The sequence below is a fragment of the Martelella sp. NC20 genome (genome assembly GCF_013459645.1).
In the GTDB taxonomy this organism is placed as follows: domain Bacteria; phylum Pseudomonadota; class Alphaproteobacteria; order Rhizobiales; family Rhizobiaceae; genus Martelella.
Genome location: NZ_CP054861.1, coordinates 4,210,894 through 4,227,614, shown reverse-complemented (window position 1 = coordinate 4,227,614; position 16,721 = coordinate 4,210,894). Strand labels below are relative to the sequence as shown.

16 protein-coding genes and 2 pseudogenes are annotated in these 16,721 nt (G+C 61.6%); 16 read left to right on the top strand and 2 right to left on the bottom strand.

The features are described 5' to 3' along the window. The first annotated feature begins 128 nt into the window (after nt 1-128). From HQ843_RS20240 to HQ843_RS20210, 7 genes are all read left to right on the top strand, one after another. Complete coding sequence (locus HQ843_RS20240) at nt 129-713, top strand: hypothetical protein (protein ID WP_210275309.1); 585 nt, start codon at nt 129-131, stop codon at nt 711-713. Between the two features lie 188 nt (nt 714-901). Next, nucleotides 902-3,553 (top strand): bifunctional lysylphosphatidylglycerol flippase/synthetase MprF, encoded by a 2,652-nt coding sequence (mprF, locus tag HQ843_RS20235; RefSeq protein ID WP_180901493.1) that lies wholly within the window; start codon nt 902-904, stop codon nt 3,551-3,553. A gap of 135 nt (nt 3,554-3,688) precedes the next feature. After that, complete coding sequence (locus HQ843_RS20230) at nt 3,689-5,569, top strand: potassium transporter Kup (protein ID WP_180901494.1); 1,881 nt, start codon at nt 3,689-3,691, stop codon at nt 5,567-5,569. Nucleotides 5,570-6,298: 729 nt separating this feature from the next. Next, complete coding sequence (locus tag HQ843_RS20225) at nt 6,299-7,075, top strand: helix-turn-helix domain-containing protein (protein WP_180901495.1); 777 nt, start codon at nt 6,299-6,301, stop codon at nt 7,073-7,075. A 69-nt stretch (nt 7,076-7,144) separates the two neighbouring features. Further along, on the top strand, nt 7,145-7,549 hold the full coding sequence (locus HQ843_RS20220) for a VOC family protein (protein ID WP_210275310.1): 405 nt from the start codon (nt 7,145-7,147) through the stop codon (nt 7,547-7,549). Further along, nucleotides 7,546-7,899 (top strand): VOC family protein, encoded by a 354-nt coding sequence (locus HQ843_RS20215; RefSeq protein WP_180901496.1) that lies wholly within the window; start codon nt 7,546-7,548, stop codon nt 7,897-7,899. Before HQ843_RS20220 ends, HQ843_RS20215 begins: the two co-directional genes overlap by 4 nt. Before the next feature lie 227 nt (nt 7,900-8,126). After that, nucleotides 8,127-8,507, top strand: a complete 381-nt coding sequence (locus HQ843_RS20210; protein WP_180901497.1) for a DUF1801 domain-containing protein — start codon at nt 8,127-8,129, stop codon at nt 8,505-8,507. Between the two features lie 81 nt (nt 8,508-8,588). On the opposite strand, the gene HQ843_RS29545 is transcribed toward HQ843_RS20210, so the two are convergent. Both HQ843_RS29545 and HQ843_RS20200 read right to left on the bottom strand, forming a co-directional pair. Further along, nucleotides 8,589-9,074, bottom strand: a complete 486-nt coding sequence (locus HQ843_RS29545) for a hypothetical protein (RefSeq protein WP_246710178.1) — start codon at nt 9,072-9,074, stop codon at nt 8,589-8,591. Nucleotides 9,075-9,109: 35 nt separating this feature from the next. Continuing rightward, entirely contained in the window at nt 9,110-9,445 is a 336-nt protein-coding gene (locus tag HQ843_RS20200; protein ID WP_180901498.1) for a universal stress protein, read from the bottom strand. 576 nt (nt 9,446-10,021) lie between these two features. Between HQ843_RS20200 and HQ843_RS20195 the strand changes: the two genes are divergently transcribed. The 9 genes and pseudogenes from HQ843_RS20195 (at nt 10,022) to HQ843_RS20165 (ending at nt 16,699) form a co-directional block, all read left to right on the top strand. After that, nucleotides 10,022-11,503 carry an aldehyde dehydrogenase gene (locus HQ843_RS20195; RefSeq protein ID WP_180901499.1) on the top strand — a complete coding sequence of 494 codons (1,482 nt, stop codon included), beginning with the start codon at nt 10,022-10,024 and terminating at the stop codon, nt 11,501-11,503. Then, the gene (locus tag HQ843_RS20190; protein WP_256432928.1) at nt 11,500-11,916 is read left to right on the top strand and encodes a PaaI family thioesterase; all 417 of its coding nucleotides are present in this window, start codon (nt 11,500-11,502) and stop codon (nt 11,914-11,916) included. Before HQ843_RS20195 ends, HQ843_RS20190 begins: the two co-directional genes overlap by 4 nt. Then, nucleotides 11,864-13,453 (top strand): ABC-F family ATP-binding cassette domain-containing protein, encoded by a 1,590-nt coding sequence (locus tag HQ843_RS20185; protein ID WP_180901501.1) that lies wholly within the window; start codon nt 11,864-11,866, stop codon nt 13,451-13,453. The genes HQ843_RS20190 and HQ843_RS20185 overlap by 53 nt, the downstream gene beginning before the upstream one ends. Before the next feature lie 196 nt (nt 13,454-13,649). Then, nucleotides 13,650-13,772: pseudogene (locus HQ843_RS30105) on the top strand (D-Ala-D-Ala carboxypeptidase family metallohydrolase); the annotation flags it as partial. A gap of 10 nt (nt 13,773-13,782) precedes the next feature. After that, nucleotides 13,783-13,971: pseudogene (locus tag HQ843_RS30100) on the top strand (hypothetical protein); the annotation flags it as partial. Further along, the gene (locus tag HQ843_RS29800) at nt 13,937-14,062 is read left to right on the top strand and encodes a hypothetical protein (RefSeq protein WP_256432927.1); all 126 of its coding nucleotides are present in this window, start codon (nt 13,937-13,939) and stop codon (nt 14,060-14,062) included. The pseudogene HQ843_RS30100 and the gene HQ843_RS29800, both read left to right, overlap by 35 nt. Nucleotides 14,063-14,155: 93 nt before the next feature. Further along, nucleotides 14,156-14,608, top strand: coding sequence for a hypothetical protein (locus HQ843_RS20175; protein ID WP_180901502.1), 453 nt, complete (start codon nt 14,156-14,158; stop codon nt 14,606-14,608). A 53-nt stretch (nt 14,609-14,661) separates the two neighbouring features. Next, nucleotides 14,662-15,078, top strand: a complete 417-nt coding sequence (locus HQ843_RS20170; RefSeq protein WP_180901503.1) for an organic hydroperoxide resistance protein — start codon at nt 14,662-14,664, stop codon at nt 15,076-15,078. Nucleotides 15,079-15,115: 37 nt separating this feature from the next. Continuing rightward, nucleotides 15,116-16,699, top strand: coding sequence for an aldehyde dehydrogenase family protein (locus HQ843_RS20165; RefSeq protein ID WP_371822135.1), 1,584 nt, complete (start codon nt 15,116-15,118; stop codon nt 16,697-16,699). Nucleotides 16,700-16,721 lie beyond the last annotated feature (22 nt).

Sequence of the window (16,721 nt, the reverse complement as noted above, 5' to 3'; positions counted from 1 at the left end):
ACCAATCTGAAAGGCGGCGGGGGCCGTGTTCTCGCCATCGGCGATGCGGCCCGGCTATATCGTCACGGGCGGCGGTTTCCGTCCTTGGCAGGATGACAGCCTGACGCGTTCAAGAGCGGATTGAAAACATGCCCCTCAACCCAACACTCTGGCGCTTTCGTTTCACGCTGGCGTTTCTCGCGATCATGCTTGTCGCCAATGCCTTCGCCGGAACATTCTCCGGCCAACTTCCGGAGACCGCGCTCGCGGCCTGGGGCATTGGGAAGGACGCTGTGTGGTCCGGAGACGTCTGGCGGTTCGTGACGGCCACTTTTCTTTCCCACGACCGGGGCATGCTGGTCCGTCAGTTTTTCTTCGCGGCCGCTATTCTGGGCTATACGGAATGGAAACGGGGCAGTGCCTCGACCTTTCTGCTGTTCTTCTCCCTCGATCTCGCTGCATCGTGCCTGCTGTTGCTGGGGGTCGCCTTGTGGCCGGACACCGCCGGCCTGTCGGCGGCAAATGATGTCGGCATGTCGCTGGGCGGGTTCGGGCTTATCGGCCTTGCCGCGTCCGGCACGCGCTGGCGGTTTCCGCTTTTGGCAGCGGTGCTTCTGATGATCGGGATAAAGATTGGGGCGGCGTTTGATCCGCTTGCCGACCTCGGCCACGTCATCGCCTTGTGGATGGGATTTCTGCTGGGATTGGTGCAGGTCAGGATGTCGGCGAGATAGGATCGGTTGCGTGGCCCGATGCATAAGCTCAGGCACGATGCTGGCAATAGCAATGCTGTGTCCTCAGAGGAGCGCCTCCGGCCACGGACGAAGCGGCCTTGGCAAATTGACCATTCGTCGTCGGCACGGTACTTTTCCGAACGGTGAGGCGACCGGTTCTTCCGGCCGCCCTTTTTGTCGGGTCATCCATGGTTTCTGAAGACGGCCGATCCATACCGGCCAAGCAAAGAACAGTTGCATTCCTGTGGAAGTTCGGACCTCTGCTGGCCACGTTCATTCTGTTCGGTCTCGGGGCATTCGCGGTCTATGTGGCATTGCACGGGATCACGATTTCCGATGTCATCAGCCGGATAAGACTGACGCCGACACATTCATTGCTTGCTGCGGTGCTGGCCACCGCTTTCGGATATGTGGCACTGATCGGTTATGACTGGTCCGCATTGCGCTATGTCGGCAAGGGGGTTCCCCTTCCAACCTTGTCACTGGGCTCCTTTACCGCCTATGCCCTGAGCAATTCGATCGGGCTTGCCGTCCTGTCCGGAGGCGCCGTTCGGTATCGGTTCTATCGCGGCCTTGGTCTCTCCCTTGCCGATATCACCGTGGTCTCGACCTATTGCGCAATGGCCTTCGGCATCGGCGTCACCGTGATCGGGTTTGCGGCCATTGCCTGGCAGCCGGCGGCAATGGAGCACATCGTTCCGCTGTCGGCCGCCACGATCAGGGTCGCGGCAGTTTCGGCCTTCGCTGTGGTAACGATTGGCGTCGCCTGGAGTTCAATTGCCCGGCATCCGATCGGTTTTGGCCGTTTCAGATTTGTCATGCCGCCGCCTCGCGATGCAGCGTTCCAGATTCTGTTCTCGCTCCTCGACATCATCTTCGCGGCGGCAACGCTCTATATCCTGTTGCCGTCCGGCGCATCGGCGGCCGTTACGTTTCCGACCTTTGTCGCGGTTTTCGCAGCGGCCGCCGTCGCGGCGGTGCTCAGTCACGTTCCGGGCGGCGTCGGCGTTTTCGAAGCCGTCATCCTTGGCGCATTCGCAACCGTGTCGGATCAGGCGGCGGGCGTCGCCGCGGCCCTGCTCGTCTACCGGATCATCTACTACCTCCTGCCGCTCCTGGCCGGCGTGCTCATCCTTGTCGGGGTGGAGATCCGCGAAAGAATAGCGCCGCTGACAAAGCCGGGAGGTAAGGCGTTGAGCGCGCTTTCGGTGCTGTCTTCCCTGACATCCCTGATGCCCTCCGTCGCCGCCGGCCTGACATTTCTCGCGGGGTCTATCCTCATTCTCGATGGAATTATCCCGATCCCGAAGTCCATTCTGGGGGAGTTGCAGTCGGCGGTTCCTCTCGGCCTTTTCGAGCTTTCAAACGTGATCATGGGCGTGACCGGCGGCATTCTCATCGTGCTTGCCAACGGATTGCGCTCGCGCTCGCGCAGTGCATTCTACATGGCGATTGCGATCCTGGGCCTCGCAGTGATCTCCCTGCTCCTTCAGCGGCTCGATTTCGATCTTGCTTTCGCGCTTGCCTTTCTGGCGGCGGTGCTTTGGGTCTCACGGGATCGTTTCGACCGCAGGACGCCGCTTTCAGCCGGCCAGCATTCCATGACATCGCTTGCCCTCTGGGCCGGGTTTTCCATTTGCGTTGTCCTGTTTTTCCTGTTCGCCCATCAGGATGCCGAATATTCCCATTCCCGCTGGTGGCAGTTCGCATTCGACGCGAATATGCCGCGTGCCTTGCGCACGGCCGGCATCAGCGTTTCGGTGTCGCTCGTCGTGCTCCTGTTTCTGGCGCTGAGACCCGGAGCCGGGGCATCGCCATCAGGCTCCGAAGCCGATATCGCTCTCGTGCGTTCGCTGATTGCCCGTCAGGATGATCCCGATGCGAACTTTGCCCTTTCGGGAGACAAGCTGTTTCTGGTTTCGGACGATCGGAATGCCTTCGTGATGTATGGCCGGCATGGCCGCAGCTTCGTGGCCCTGGGGCCGCCTTTCGGGCAAAGACCCTCAACGGCGGAACTGATCGATGCCTTCGTCTCCGAGGCGAAGCGGGCCAATTGCCGTCCGGCTTTCTATCAGATCGCGGCCGACGACCTTGCGACCTTTGTCGATGCCGGTTTCATGCCGAGCAAGCTCGGCGAGGAGGCTGTCCTGGACCTCACGACCTTTGCCCTGGACGGGCCGGAACGACGCAAGCTCAGGCAGGCCCATAACCGTGCGACACGCGACGGCCTCATGATGGACATTGCCTCACCGCCCCATTCCGAGGCGCTGATGGCCGAGTTGAAAGCAATCTCGGACGAATGGCTCGGCGAGAAACATGTGCGGGAAAAGCGGTTCTCCCTTGGCCGTTTCGACGAGGATTATCTTCAGAACTTCCGGCTGGCGCTGGTGCGCAAGGAAACAGGAATTGTCGCCTTCGCCAACATTTTCGAGACCTCGACGCGAAAAGTCGGCACCATCGATCTGATGCGCCACGCCTCCAGCGCGCCGTCGGGCACCATGGATTTCCTTTTTGTCGCGCTGATGCTCGCCCTCAAGCAGGAAGGCTTTCAGCAATTCTCGCTGGGAATGGCGCCGTTGACCGGGCTGGATTCCTCTCGTCATCCGAGGATCTGGGACCATGTCGCCGGGTCCGTCTCCCGGCTTGGCGGCCATTTCTACAATTTCGCGGGCCTGCGCGACTACAAGGAAAAGTTCGCGCCGGACTGGCGCTCGCGATATCTCATGACCTGGGGCGGCATCGATCCTCTGCTGGTTGCCAATGATGTGAACGCACTCGTCAGCGGCGGGCTTCGCGGCGCGATAACGCGCGGCGCCAAAGGGAAAGAAGACGACGAATGATCAGCCGGTTCGAAGACGGGGCAGTTGCGGGCAGCGACATGTTTGTATCGACCCCCATTGGATATTCGCGGAAAATCTGAAACCATCACAAAATCGCGTCGAATGGGTCGCGCGTATTTCTCGGGAGGCGGGACGTTGGCGACCGGGCAGGACGAAAAACGGCCGGCAGGGCTGGCAGCTTTGTCGGTTTCAGCGCTTGGCATCGTCTATGGCGATATCGGCACGAGCCCTCTCTATGCCTTCCGCACGGCGCTCGGCATGGCGACGCCGGACGAGACGTCCGTGCTCGGCATTCTGTCGATGATCGTCTGGTCGCTGGTGATCGTCGTCTCGCTCAAATATCTGTTGCTGGTCATGCGCGCCGACAACAATGGCGAGGGCGGCGTACTGGCGCTCCTTGCCCTTCTTCAGCCTTGGAGCGGCGCCTCGCGAAGAGGCAAGGGGGCCTTGCTGGTTATCGGCCTGTTCGGCGCTGCCCTTCTTTATGGCGATGGCATGATCACGCCGGCGATCTCCGTGCTGAGCGCGGTCGAAGGCATCCAGACGATCGAACCGACGATATCCGACTTTGTCGTTCCGATCACCATCGTGATCCTGCTCGGGCTCTTTTCCGTACAATGGCGCGGCACGGCGCGTGTCGCCGTGTTTTTCGGGCCGATCATGTTGGTCTGGTTCCTGGCAATCGCCCTGCTCGGCCTCGCGCAGATCATTCAGCACCCCGTCGTGCTGAAGGCGCTGAGTCCGCTTTATGCGGTGGAATTCGGCATCGCGAGGCCGGGAATCACGGCGATGGTGATGGGTGCTGTGTTCCTTGCCGTCACCGGATGTGAGGCGCTTTACGCCGATATGGGACATTTCGGCCGCCCGCCGATCAGGCTCGCCTGGTTTGCCTGCGTCTTTCCCTGCCTCGTCATCAACTACTTCGGGCAGGGCGCCCTGGTGCTGTCCGACAGCGCCCATGCGGGACAGACCTTCTATGGCCTGGCCCCCGGCTTCCTGCGCATTCCGCTGGTCTTGCTTGCGACGGCCGCGACCATCATCGCGTCCCAGGCCGTGATTTCGGGGGCCTTTTCGCTGACCCGCCAGGCGGTCCAGCTGGGGCAGTTTCCCCGCGTCGAGATCCGCCAGACCTCCGCGGAAGAGACCGGGCAGATCTATGTGCCCTCGATCAATCTGTTTCTGGCCATTTCCACCGTGGCGCTGGTGCTGGCCTTCCGCAGTTCGGAAAACCTCGCGGCGGCCTACGGCATTGCTGTCAGCACGACCATGGTGATTACCACGATACTGCTCTATTTCGTGATGGTTTACCGCTGGAAGTGGAAAGCCCGCTTCGTCCTGCCGCTGATAATCTGCCTTGCCTTGATCGACATGACCTTTCTCGTGGCCAACAGCCTCAAGATCATGGAAGGCGGGTGGCTTCCGCTGGCGGTCGGGGTGGGCATCCTCGTCATCATGCGGACCTGGGCATCCGGACGTGGCCGGCTCATCACCTATCTGAACCGGAACGGACAATATATGGAAGCGTTTCTGGACGAACTCCGTCACAAGGATGTCCCGCGGGTTCCGGGCACGGCGGTTTTCCTGACGGCGTCGCTGCCGCATGTGCCGCCGGCGCTCCTGCACCAGTTCTGGCATCTGCCGGTGCTTCACGAGAGGGTCATTCTCCTGCATGTCGAGAGCGAGGAGGTGCCGAAGGTGAACGCGCGCCAGCGGCTCGAGGTCAGGGATCTCGGGCAGAATTTCTCGGTGGTGCACGTGCATTACGGGTTCATGCAGTCACCGAATATCCCGGTCGCGCTCAGGCTTCTCGGCGAGATAGACAACAGCATCGATCTCGAACACGTCACCTATTTCGTCGGGCACGAGACGATCATTCCCTCTCAGGATGCCTCCTTCCTGCACCGCTGGCAGGAGAAGCTGTTTGCCTTGCTGACGCGCAACGCTGTCAGGGCGACAGCTTTCTACAAACTGCCGCCTGAAAAGGTGGTCGAGCTCGGCATGCAGATAGAAATCTGACTTGCTGCGCGACCCTGGAGCGCGATCGGCACGGCAATCAATTTCAAAGCGTCACATGGAGCCATCGATTTGCTCATGGTCGCCTTCTTACCTCATTTTTAGGCAGCAAGGTGTCTACAATTCTTGGGATTATTCACTCTTAGGCTCTCTTGACTATTGTGTATTGCTCGACGGACTGCCTCTGTCGTCGTGACGCTGCCGTGCAGAATTTGGCCCATAGTGCTTCCTTCCATTCCATGGAAAACATCGCACCATCAAAGCCTAGGATCAAACACCAGATACATTCCACGGTTGTCTAATTCATAAGCCATGAAATTCATTCGTATTTCGAGAACTCATGAGGGTCGCCGGTCCCAATCCCTTCAAGACCAGAATAGCGATGCTATCTTCCGCAGTGCTGCGGGTTGAACGACAGTTTCGCGTCCCATTTCAGCCAAGCAACGGTTCGTGATTGGATTCCAGAACCAGACACTCGTTGAGTAGCGAACAAATGACCACGATTCGAACTAAGCGACCAGTCCTCAGGGCGAAATGAACGTGTCAGATGGGCGGGGAACGAACGTTCACCGTGCAGGAGGCAAATGATGGATGTGCGGCCCCGCCAGACTGTCGCTTCAGGTGCTCAATCAATGTGACCAAGCTCGCATGAGGCGACATTTCGGCACGCTTTCCATTGCTTCGGGACGACTTTGATGATCCAATAGTTCGGGCTTCAAATCGAGGGAAACGATGCTCACTTCTCGCGTCCCTGAAAACAAGACGGCCGGATCGATTATCGACCACCTCTGGTGCGTCTCAGACCCTGAGGCCTCTGGATTCGAGGCTTTGCTGCCGTCTGGACGGTGCCAGATCATTTTCAGTCTTGCCGGTATGTCGCTTCTGGATGGCGCTTCGGGCGGCGGGCCACTGGCGGTTTTCCAAGGGCCTTCTACAACAGTCAGACGTATTCCGCGCCGGCCCCAGCAATCGGCCTGTGGCATCAGCTTTCGGCCCGGCGGAGCCGGGGCTCTATTTGGCAGGGTCGATGGATTTGCAGATCAGGTCACCGATCTTAGCCGGCTTTTGGGGGAGCGTGCAGGGAGCCTCCGTGAGGAACTGCGAGAGCTCGGAACGCATGCGGCGCGGCTCGAGCTGCTCGAAAGCGAAATCGTGTCACTCGTTGAGGATACCCGTTCCTTGGAGTTGATCTCACGTGGACTGGAGGATCTGCGTGCTGGCAGAACTGTCCGCGAAACCAGCCATGAACTCGGACTGTCGTCGCATACCTTCAGGAAGCTATTTCTTGTCAATGTTGGTCTGACACCCAAGAGCTATTTGGGGATCGAACGGTTTCGAAGCGCTGTCGCTCGGATGACAGAGGCGTCATCGCTCTCGGACCTGGCGCTGGACACATGCTATTCCGACCAGTCTCATATGACACGCGAGGTCACGCGCTTCGCGTCCATGTCCCCGGGCCGCCTGCGCGCGAGCGAACGCCCCTATCCGGGGCATGTTCGATCCCGTTGACTTTCATTCAAGACGCGCTGCGTCACGCTGCCTATCTTGCCTGGATGACAAGATAAAAGCGGAGTGAAAATGCCAGGAGAAACAACACTAACGGCTGTCTTTGCGCGCCTGATCGTGCAGGATGTCGATGCCGCCATCGCGTTCTATCAAGCGGCACTGGGCGCAGACCTTCTCGAACGTCATGACGAGGCGGACGGCATCGTCGGGTTTGCCAAGCTTGGGCTGGGAGATATCCGGCTCGCCCTGAGCGAGGAGGTAGCCGAGTGGGGCTGGCTGTCGCCGCAGACATTGGGCGGATCACCCGTTCTGATCCAGATTGAGGCGTCCGACAGCGCCGCGATTGTGGATCGCATGACAGCGGAAGGCGCCGAGACTGTCATTCCGGGTCAAGGATCGCCGGTACAGCAAGCGAGAAGGACGCCTGCGCGATCCATTCGGCCATCTGTGGATACCGAGCCAAGGGGGGCAGTATGAGCGTGCGGCGTATCGTTGCGAATGTTGCCGCAGGGTCGGTTCAGGATGTACAGGCATTCTATACCGAACTCTTCGACCTCGACCTGCTCATGGATCTCGGCTGGATCGTCACCCTCGGTTCGGATCTGACGGCCAAGACGCAGTTGAGCATCATGAGCGAAGGCGGCTCCGGGGCGCCGGTTCCGGACCTCTCCGTTGAAGTCGATGATGTCGACGCGGTATATGCCCGTGCCGTCAAGATGGGCTGCGACCTTGTTCACGATCTGAGGGACGAACCGTGGGGAGTCAGACGCTTCTTCGTGGCCGACCCTGCCGGCAAGCTGATCAACATCCTCTCGCATCTGGCGTAACGACCAATCTGCTTCTTGTTGCTGGGTTGTCCACGGCGTCAGACACCCAATTCTCCCTTCCAGCGGGTTTTGATTTGCATTGCAAAACTCCGTCCGTGTGCCAAGGACCAATGATCACACCCCATATGATGCGCACTTCGACAGGCTGGAGCAGGTACTGGCCGAGATGGATTGAAGCGAGCGCGGGCCATGCGCCCCGCACCGCAAGAAGCAAGAGGACCATGACTATGACCAATGCTCAACAGGAGCAAAATCCATCGCAAAAGATCGATGAAAGGATCACGGAACTGGGCGACTGGCGGGGCGACATGCTCTCCCGCATCAGGGGTTTGATTAAAGAAGCCGAGCCCGATATCGTCGAGGAATGGAAATGGCGCGGCGTTCCGACCTGGTATCGCGACGGCATGATCTGCACCGGCGAGGCCTACAGGGACAAGGTCAAGATGACCTTCGCCAAGGGCGCGTCCCTGCCTGACCCGACCGGACTTTTCAATTCCAGTCTCGACGGCAATGTCCGGCGGGCCATTGATTTCCGTGAGGGCGATGCAATCGACGAAGAGGCGCTGTCGGCGCTCATCCGAGCCGCCGTGGCACTAAACGCCTCATGATCCCTCGGGCCCGGGCCTTTTTCGCATCCGACGAATTTCGAAGGAGGTACAATTGAGCTGGAGTAAGTTGATAAGACGATGTCATCGCTGGCTGTCGATCATTTTCACCCTGATCGTGATTGGCATCTTCGTAACCCCACGGTAAGGGCCGTCTTGCGAGATTGAGGCGAACATCGGATACGCGCCACAGGCGAGTACCTGAAAGGAAAGCGGTATGCCGGCATCGATCAGAACACCCATCAGGATCGGCGATGCGCCGCGTGCGATGACCGTTCCGGCTTCGACAAACGATCTCACCCGAGCGAGTTCGGCAGGGCCGAACAGATCGACCCAGAGCGCGGTCGCCAATGTCGATCCGAGCGCCATGGAAAGTGCCTGCGATGCCTTTGCCTGTTCCCCGGCCAGGATCTGCCCGTCCTGCGGTGTTTTCGGACGGAACGCCAGCCGCAGCATCGGTGCGTCGAACACATAAAGCAGCGAATTGCGGTTGCGGGCGCCGACGCCGAGTGCTGTGAAACGCTGCAACGCCTCACCCGAACCATCGGAAAGGTCGGTGGTCTGCAGCACATGCCGATTATTTCCGGCAGGCTGGGCGTTCACCATCAGGACAGGCAGTGCACGGATCTGATCGTCCGCTCCGCCGTGGTTCCAAGGAAGATATCCTTCAGCACCTGCCGGCGATGCGGCCCGATCACGAGAATATCCGGCGCAATCTCTTCCGCAGCCCTGACAATGCCGACAAAGGGCGAGGCCATAATGACGCGCGTGCTGCACGCCACGCTATCGACGCCTTGCAGCGTTGCGGCCATCTGTCGCAATAAAGGCACGGTCTCGTTTTTCTCGGCATCGACGATGCGCCGCGGCCGATCGTCATCAACCACATGGATGAGGGAAATGGCCGCCCCGAACTGGCGCGCAAGAAGTGTTGCGCTGCGCAACGCCGTCTATACCGGTTCCTTGGCCGGCCGATCATCCATGGCGAAGTTCCAGATCCGAATTCGCCGATCCGTCAATTTCGTACATTGCAGCACTCCCTCAGGGATCGCCCCCCAGCGACTATCCAGATCCTCGGTGGACAAAGAGTGACGGGGGGTCGCGAATGGCCGCCAGTTAGTCGCCGTTAGGCGCCATGATATGCGGTGGGAAATTCTGCCGCGTGACCAAGGCGCAGGCGAGCGCGCCTAGCGCTCCCTCATGCAAGCTGGCACAGCCTAATTTGTCCAACGCGAGACGTTGCTCGATATTGCGTGGACAGGATGGCCGCGGCTGCGGCTGCTCCGCCAGCAAAAATAAGGACCATGCCATGCCGTTTGTTGAATACCCCTGGAAGCACTGTTTTTGTGTGGTTGGCGCCGCCACCGATTCCACAAGCGTGTGGGAGGTCGGAGCGACCTTCCACGATCATCGGTTTGTTACCGATGGACGCCCGGGTCATCCTCCCGAGTCCTTCGCCGTCAGCGCGCGTCGTCTCGACACGCGGCACCATTTTCAACCCGTAGGGGAGGTACAACGCCATGTTTGATGCGCACGAGGAACTTTCCGCCGATGTCCGGACGCGTTTCTTCATCAGAGGACAATGGGACGCACCGACGTCGTCTAAACATACCCCGATCATCGATCCCACCACCGAAGAGGTCGTGCTCGAAGTTCCCTTAGCAAGTCCTGAGGATGCCGAGTGCGCGATCCTGGCGGCACGCGCGGCCTTTGATCGGGGGCCTTGGCCACTTATGCAGGGCCACGAGCGGGGCGCCGTGCTAGCGAAGCTGGCCGATGCCTTGTCCCGCCGGGCGCCGTTGCTGGCGCGGCTCTGGACCGCGCAGGTGGGCATGCCGATCAACCTTGCCACGCGCCTCATCGGTACGGGCATCCAGCGCCTCCGCTACTACGCAGAGCTCGCGGACGTCTTCGAGTTCGAAACCGTCAGGCCGCTGGCCGGCGGCACTGCGCGCGTGCGTAAGGAGCCAGCTGGTGTGGCCCTGCTGATCGTCCCCTGGAACGCTCCATTCCCAATCCTCTGCCAGAAACTGGGCGCCGCACTGGCTGCGGGATGCACCTGCATCGTCAAACCATCGCCTGAAAGCCCGCTCGACACGCTCGTCCTCGCCGAATGCGCGAAGGAGGTCGGGCTTCCGCCGGGCGTGCTCAACGTCCTCAACGCCGACGCGCAGGAGAGCGCCCAGCTCGTCTCCTCGCCGGCGGTCGACAAGGTGAGCTTCACCGGGAGCCTCGCGACGGGTCGGCAGATCGCGGTAGCCTGCGCGGAGAACATGACACGCCTGACGCTGGAGCTTGGCGGCAAGTCCGCCGCGATCCTGCTCGAGGACGCCGATCTTCCGACCGCGTTCGACGCGCTGATGCCGTTCGCCATGCCGTTCTCGGGGCAGATCTGCTTCTCGCAGTCGCGCATCCTGGTGCCGAGACAACGGCTCGACCAAGCCGCCGGCGCGTTGAAGGCGCGGCTCGAAGCCTTGCCAATGGGTGATCCGTGGGAGCCGCAAACCGAAGTCGGGCCGGTACTCAACGCTCGGCAAGCAAACCGTGTGCTGTCCTATATCGCATCCGGCCGCAGCGATGGCGCCGAGATCCTTACGGGCGGCGGACGAAGCGCGCGTTTCCAGCGCGGCCACTATATCGAACCCACGCTGTTCATCTCTGTTACGTCCGACATGGCCATCGCGCGCGAGGAAATCTTCGGACCGGTGCTCACAGTGCAGCCTTATGATTCGATCGATGAGGCGGTAGAGATCGCGAACGCACCTCAGATGGGGCTCAGCGGCAGCGTCTATTCGAACGATCCCGAGCGCGCCTATTCGGTCGCTTGTCGGATCCGTACCGGCCAGGTGGGCGTGAACGGACTCCAGCTCGATCCTTCTGTGCCGTTCGGGGGCTACAAGCGCTCTGGCATAGGACGCGAGGGCGGACCGGAAGGACTGGAAGCCTTTCTGGAAATCAAGAGCGTGTTCATGCCCAAGCAAGAGATGCGCGATGTCGCTTGACGGCCTCGCCCTGCCGCGCCGCGTCCGCGCACACGCTGGAGCCCGCTGGGACGATGGTCGTGACGAAGGATCTCACCATAACCTATCTGAAGCCGGTGCGGAAACCGACGATGCCGATCACGGCTGTGGCGCAGGTCGTAAATCGGGGCTGGACAGCCGGTTATGTGACCGGCGAAGTGCTGGACTGCGACGATCGCCTCGTCGCCCACGCGGTCGGCAACTTCTGGACACGAACGCCTGGCGATGGCAATATAATGACTGCGCCCCGCTGGCGCAGCGTCTCGCAAGGAGTGTCCACGCGCATGGATCGTATCCCCGACTGCAACACCGCTTCGCATTGTCAGCAGGGAACGCCTATCCATGTCAACCGCCGCATCCATCTCCGTCGCCCATCTGCGCTGGCTTACGTCTGACGGCAGAGCCATATTCGACGATCTGAATCTTAATTTCAGACTCGAACGGGCCGGCCTCGTTGGGCGAAACGGGGTGGGGAAGTCCACCCTGTTGAAGCTCCTGGCGGGCGAGCTCCGCCCCTTGAACGGGCGGGTCATGTGCAACGGCACGATCAGCACGCTGCGCCAGATCGTGCAGATCTCGCCCGACGAGACGATCGCCGATTTGATGGGGCTGACCGCGGGCCTTGTGCTCTTGCACAAGGCCGAGATCGGGACAGCGACTATCGAGGAACTCGCCGAGGCTGACTGGTCGCTGGAAGCGCGCGCGGCGGAAGCGCTCGCCCAGGTCGGGCTGGACGCCCCGTTCGAGACGCCACTGGCGAAGCTCTCGGGTGGACAGCGAACGCGTGCGGCGCTGGCCGGCGCCGTCTTCGTCCGGCCCGACTTCCTGCTGCTCGACGAGCCGACCAACGACCTCGATCGCGACGGCCGGCGGGCGGTTCGCGACCTGCTGCGTGGTTGGCGCGCCGGTGCGATCGTTGTCAGCCACGACCGAGAACTGCTTGAGGAAATGGACGCGATCATCGAGCTGACCACGCTCGGCGCAACCCGGTATGGCGGTAACTGGAGCGCGTATCGCGCGCGCAAGGCGACCGAACTTGCCGCTGCCGAGCATGACGCGGCATCAGCGGAACGCCGGATGATGGAGGTCACGCACAAAGCGCAGCAGGCGGTTGAGCGCCAGCAGCGCCGTGATTCCGCCGGCAGCCGCAAGGGCGCGCGCGGAGACCTACCGCGCATTCTGATCGGTGGTCGCCGCGATCGAGCGGAGAAGAGCGGCGGCGAGAATGCCCGTCTCGCGGAGCGCCAGCGCACGGACGCCGCCCGCACCGTCGCGGCGGCGCAGGAACGGATCGAGCGGATCGAACCCCTATCGATCAATCTCGCGCTGGCGGGGCTTGCGCCAACGCAGCGCGTACTCGAAGTCGAGCATGTCACCTTCGGCTATGAGCCTGATCGGATCGCTCTGCGCGATGTGTCGCTCGCTATTGCGGGACCCGAACGCGTGTCGATCTCGGGCGCGAACGGCTCCGGCAAATCCACGCTCCTCGGCATCATCGCGGGATCGCTGGCGCCCTGGTCCGGCAGCGTCGCGATCCATGTCCCTCATGCCTTCTTCGACCAGCGCGTGAGCCTGTTTGATCCCGCGGGCACGATTGTCGAGAATTTCGCCCGACTGAACCCATACGTCGACAACAACGGGGTTCGCGCCGCACTGGCGCGCTTTCAGTTTCGTGCGGAGATGGCGGATCGCCGTGTGGGGACCCTCAGCGGGGGACAGATACTACGGGCGGGACTCGCCTGCGTTCTTGGCGGCCCCACGGTGCCACAGCTTCTCCTTCTCGACGAGCCGACCAATCATCTCGACCTCGACACCGTGGCCGCTGTGGAGGCCGGATTGCGGGCCTATGACGGCGCTCTGCTCATCGTCAGCCACGACACCGCCTTTCTTGATGCTGTCGGTATCGGGCGGAGCATCGACCTGAACCGTTAGGGGCGGAGCGGGCGCTCACACGATCTCACGATGCATAACGGGGCATTGGAGCCGTGGCGGCATATCACTGCATTCGCCGTTTCAATTGCGCGATGAGGTGAAAAACCCTTGCTGCGCCCAACCGAAGGTGATGCAACGGGTGGCTGGGGTTTCGGCCGCTTCGTCAATGACAAGCCGCTGATCGTTCGCTCCGCCTATCGCAGCCCCGAGCACAAACCGCGCCGTTGGTGGTGCGACCCGGCCGAAGCATCTCGATGGTGCGGTCTTCGACATCGTCATGACGAACCACGACCCGGTGGCGTTCGAGGCGGCGGCGCGGGTTTCTCGGCTTCGGCTTCTATCCGCGCTCGGGGTTCCTCCATGTCGACCTCGGCCCCGTGCGTCAGTGGGGCGAGCGCTTCCCCGTCCGGGAGACGGCCTTCGCGGCGGAAACCCCGCCAGTGCGCGAGGTTCTGGCGCAGAACCGCACCATGAAGGGCGGCGGTGATCGCTGTCTTGCTCGGCAGGATTGCCGCTAGCCCGTGGATGCGGGCGCCGCTGCGCTACGGCGCCATCGCGCTTGCCGTGCTCCTGTTCCTGCTGGCTCTCACGACAACATGCAGCGGCTAACACTGCATAACTCGCAACCCGCACTGGCCTCGCTGATGATCAACAGCGTCGGCCCAATCAATCGGGTCCGTCCGAGGTGTTGAGGTGTTGTCGATGTCAGGTGAACAACAGGCAGAGATGTCTAGGATCCAGCACCTGCTGAATCGCAGGGGAATAGAAGGTTCGTCCAGCGACGACCTGCGTTTGTGGCTGATGAACGCGCGCGAAGGCGACAGGCAGGCTGAGCAACAGCTGATGCGCGCGCTGATGCCACGGCTGATCGTTTTCTTCATGCGGCGGCTGCGGATCGAGCGCGACGATCTGGAAGAACTCGCCCGCCTCACCATCGAACGCGTTCGCGGTGAGCGAGGCGGTTATGACCCGCGCAAGCACTTTGCCGAATGGCTGTTTGACCTGGCACGCCAGGCGATGCTGGAGCACCTCGTTCGGCAGGCGAACCGCGTCTGGCGTGAACGCGACGCAAGACCGGTCGACACCGAATATCGCGTCGTCATCCCGTGTTGGACTGCTGCGGCCCGTTCGCCGCATTCGCGCAGACGGCAATAGCCCAGCAGGGGCCGAAACTCTCGACTCCAAAAATGAGAAGAAAGGAACCGATCATGACGAAACCCGAGAAGATCCTGTACACCGCGAAGACCCATGTTACAGGCGGCCGCGAAGGCGCGGCGCGCAGCAGCGACGGACGGCTCGACGTCAAGCTGTCCCTGCCCGGCGGACCGGGAAACGGCACAAACCCCGAGCAACTGTTCGCGGCGGGGTGGTCTGCCTGCTTCATCGGCGCGATGACGCAGGTGGCCGCCGCAAGAAAGATCGTGCTGCCCAAGGATGTTTCTATCGACGCAGAGGTGGATCTGGGCACCGTGGGTGGCGGCTTTCTGCTGCGTGCGCGACTGATTGTGAGCCTGCCCGGTGTCGAACCCGAGATCGCGCGCGAAATCATCGACGGCGCGCATCAGACCTGTCCGTATTCGAAAGCGATACGCGGCAACATCGATGCAACGGTCGATCTGGCCTGAAGCGCAACCGACGCACCAGATAAACACGGAGCCGCTCATGAGGACCGTGTTGATCCCGGCGATCGACGCCGGCCTGGCACTGCAAGCGGCGCGGCCCGGAAGTCCTTGCGCGGGGCGGTACCCAGCGACCGACCCCCATCGGCAAGACAGTAGATGGATTCCGTTCCCGAAAGAAGAACTCGACCGCATTCAGGAGAAGAATATGCGTTCCATTGACCAAATCTACATCGATGGCGACTTCGCGCCAGCAACGGGTGAAGACGTGCTCGACATCATCAATCCAGCAACCGAGAAGACGATTGGCACCTACCGGATGGCCAGCCGCGAGGATGCACGGCGCGGGGTCGCCGCGGCAAAGCGTGCGCAGCCGCGCCTGGCCGCGACGCGCGTGTCAGAACGCATCGAAATGCTGCGCAGCCTGCAATCGTCAGTTCTGGCGCGTACCGATGACATCCGGGACGCTACAATCGAGGAGTATGGTGGCCCGGTCAGCCGGGCGAAGTGGATCAGCCAGTATTCCTCGGACTGCTTCGGTTTCGCAGCAGAAACGCTGGCAAGCTTCGCATTCGAACGGCGCGCAGGTGTCTCGACGGTGCACATGGAACCGGTGGGCGTCTCGACACTGATCGCACCGTGGAATGCGTCGGCCGGCACGATTTGCAGCAAGCTCGCCTCGGCCCTCGCCGCGGGCTGTGCCTCGGTGATCAAGCCCAGCGAACTCAGCGGCATGCAGAACCAGGTGGTGGCAGAGGCGCTGCATGCGGCGGGTCTGCCGCCGGGCGCCATCAACATCGTCACGGGGCGTGGCAACGATGTCGGCGACGAACTCACCACCAATCCCGACGTGCGGCGGGTGTCTTTCACCGGCTCGACGGCAACCGGCAAGGTCATCGCAAAGGCCGGCATCGACACGATGAAACGTGTGACCCTGGCGATGTCCGGGAAATCTCCGGCAATTTTGCTGGACGATGCCGAATTCTCGCAAGCCATACCGATGGCGCTGAGCGCGGGGTTCCAGAACAACGGCCAGGCCTGCATCGCCGGTACTCGTATCCTAGTGCCGAGGGCACGGCTCAAGGAAGCGAATGAGATAGTCCAGAGCTCGGTGGCAGCGTTTCGTGTCGGCGATCCCGCAGACCCCGGAACCACGGTCGGGCCGGTGGCAAGCGCCACTCAGTTCGAGCGCATCCAGCGTTACATCGCGGCTGGTCTTTCTCAGGGCGCGTCGCTGCTTGCCGGCGGGCCGGGCAAACCGGAGGGCCTCGATGCGGGCTTCTTCGTCAAGCCAACGATCTTCACCGAAGTCACGAATGATATGGACATAGCACGCGACGAAATCTTTGGTCCGGTGCTTGTGCTCATTCCATACGACGGCGAGGAAAATGCTGTGCGGATCGCCAATGACTCTCTGTACGGGCTTGAGGCCTACATCTACTCGGCCAACCTCGAGCGTGCGCAGGCCGTCGCCCGCCGTATCCATGCCGGAACGGTGCTGATCAATCGCACTGCCCCTGACCTGCTGGCACCGTTCGGCGGCGTACGCCAGTCCGGCATCGGCCGCGAATTCGGCACCTTCGGAATCGAGAGCTTTCTGGAGGCAAAGACGATCACTCTCGCCTAGCCGCTGCAATTGTTCGCAATTC

Excerpts from the sequence above, each read along its gene's own strand:
- HQ843_RS20240 (WP_210275309.1), top strand. The coding sequence starts at position 129 with ATGCCCCTCAACCCAACACTCTGGCGCTTTCGTTTCACGCTGGCGTTT.
- mprF (WP_180901493.1), top strand. The coding sequence starts at position 902 with ATGGTTTCTGAAGACGGCCGATCCATACCGGCCAAGCAAAGAACAGTT.
- HQ843_RS20225 (WP_180901495.1), top strand. The coding sequence starts at position 6,299 with ATGCTCACTTCTCGCGTCCCTGAAAACAAGACGGCCGGATCGATTATC.
- HQ843_RS20220 (WP_210275310.1), top strand. The coding sequence starts at position 7,145 with ATGCCAGGAGAAACAACACTAACGGCTGTCTTTGCGCGCCTGATCGTG.
- HQ843_RS20215 (WP_180901496.1), top strand. The coding sequence starts at position 7,546 with ATGAGCGTGCGGCGTATCGTTGCGAATGTTGCCGCAGGGTCGGTTCAG.
- HQ843_RS20210 (WP_180901497.1), top strand. The coding sequence starts at position 8,127 with ATGACCAATGCTCAACAGGAGCAAAATCCATCGCAAAAGATCGATGAA.
- HQ843_RS20195 (WP_180901499.1), top strand. The coding sequence starts at position 10,022 with ATGTTTGATGCGCACGAGGAACTTTCCGCCGATGTCCGGACGCGTTTC.
- HQ843_RS20185 (WP_180901501.1), top strand. The coding sequence starts at position 11,864 with ATGTCAACCGCCGCATCCATCTCCGTCGCCCATCTGCGCTGGCTTACG.
- HQ843_RS20175 (WP_180901502.1), top strand. The coding sequence starts at position 14,156 with ATGTCAGGTGAACAACAGGCAGAGATGTCTAGGATCCAGCACCTGCTG.
- HQ843_RS20170 (WP_180901503.1), top strand. The coding sequence starts at position 14,662 with ATGACGAAACCCGAGAAGATCCTGTACACCGCGAAGACCCATGTTACA.
- HQ843_RS20165 (WP_371822135.1), top strand. The coding sequence starts at position 15,116 with ATGAGGACCGTGTTGATCCCGGCGATCGACGCCGGCCTGGCACTGCAA.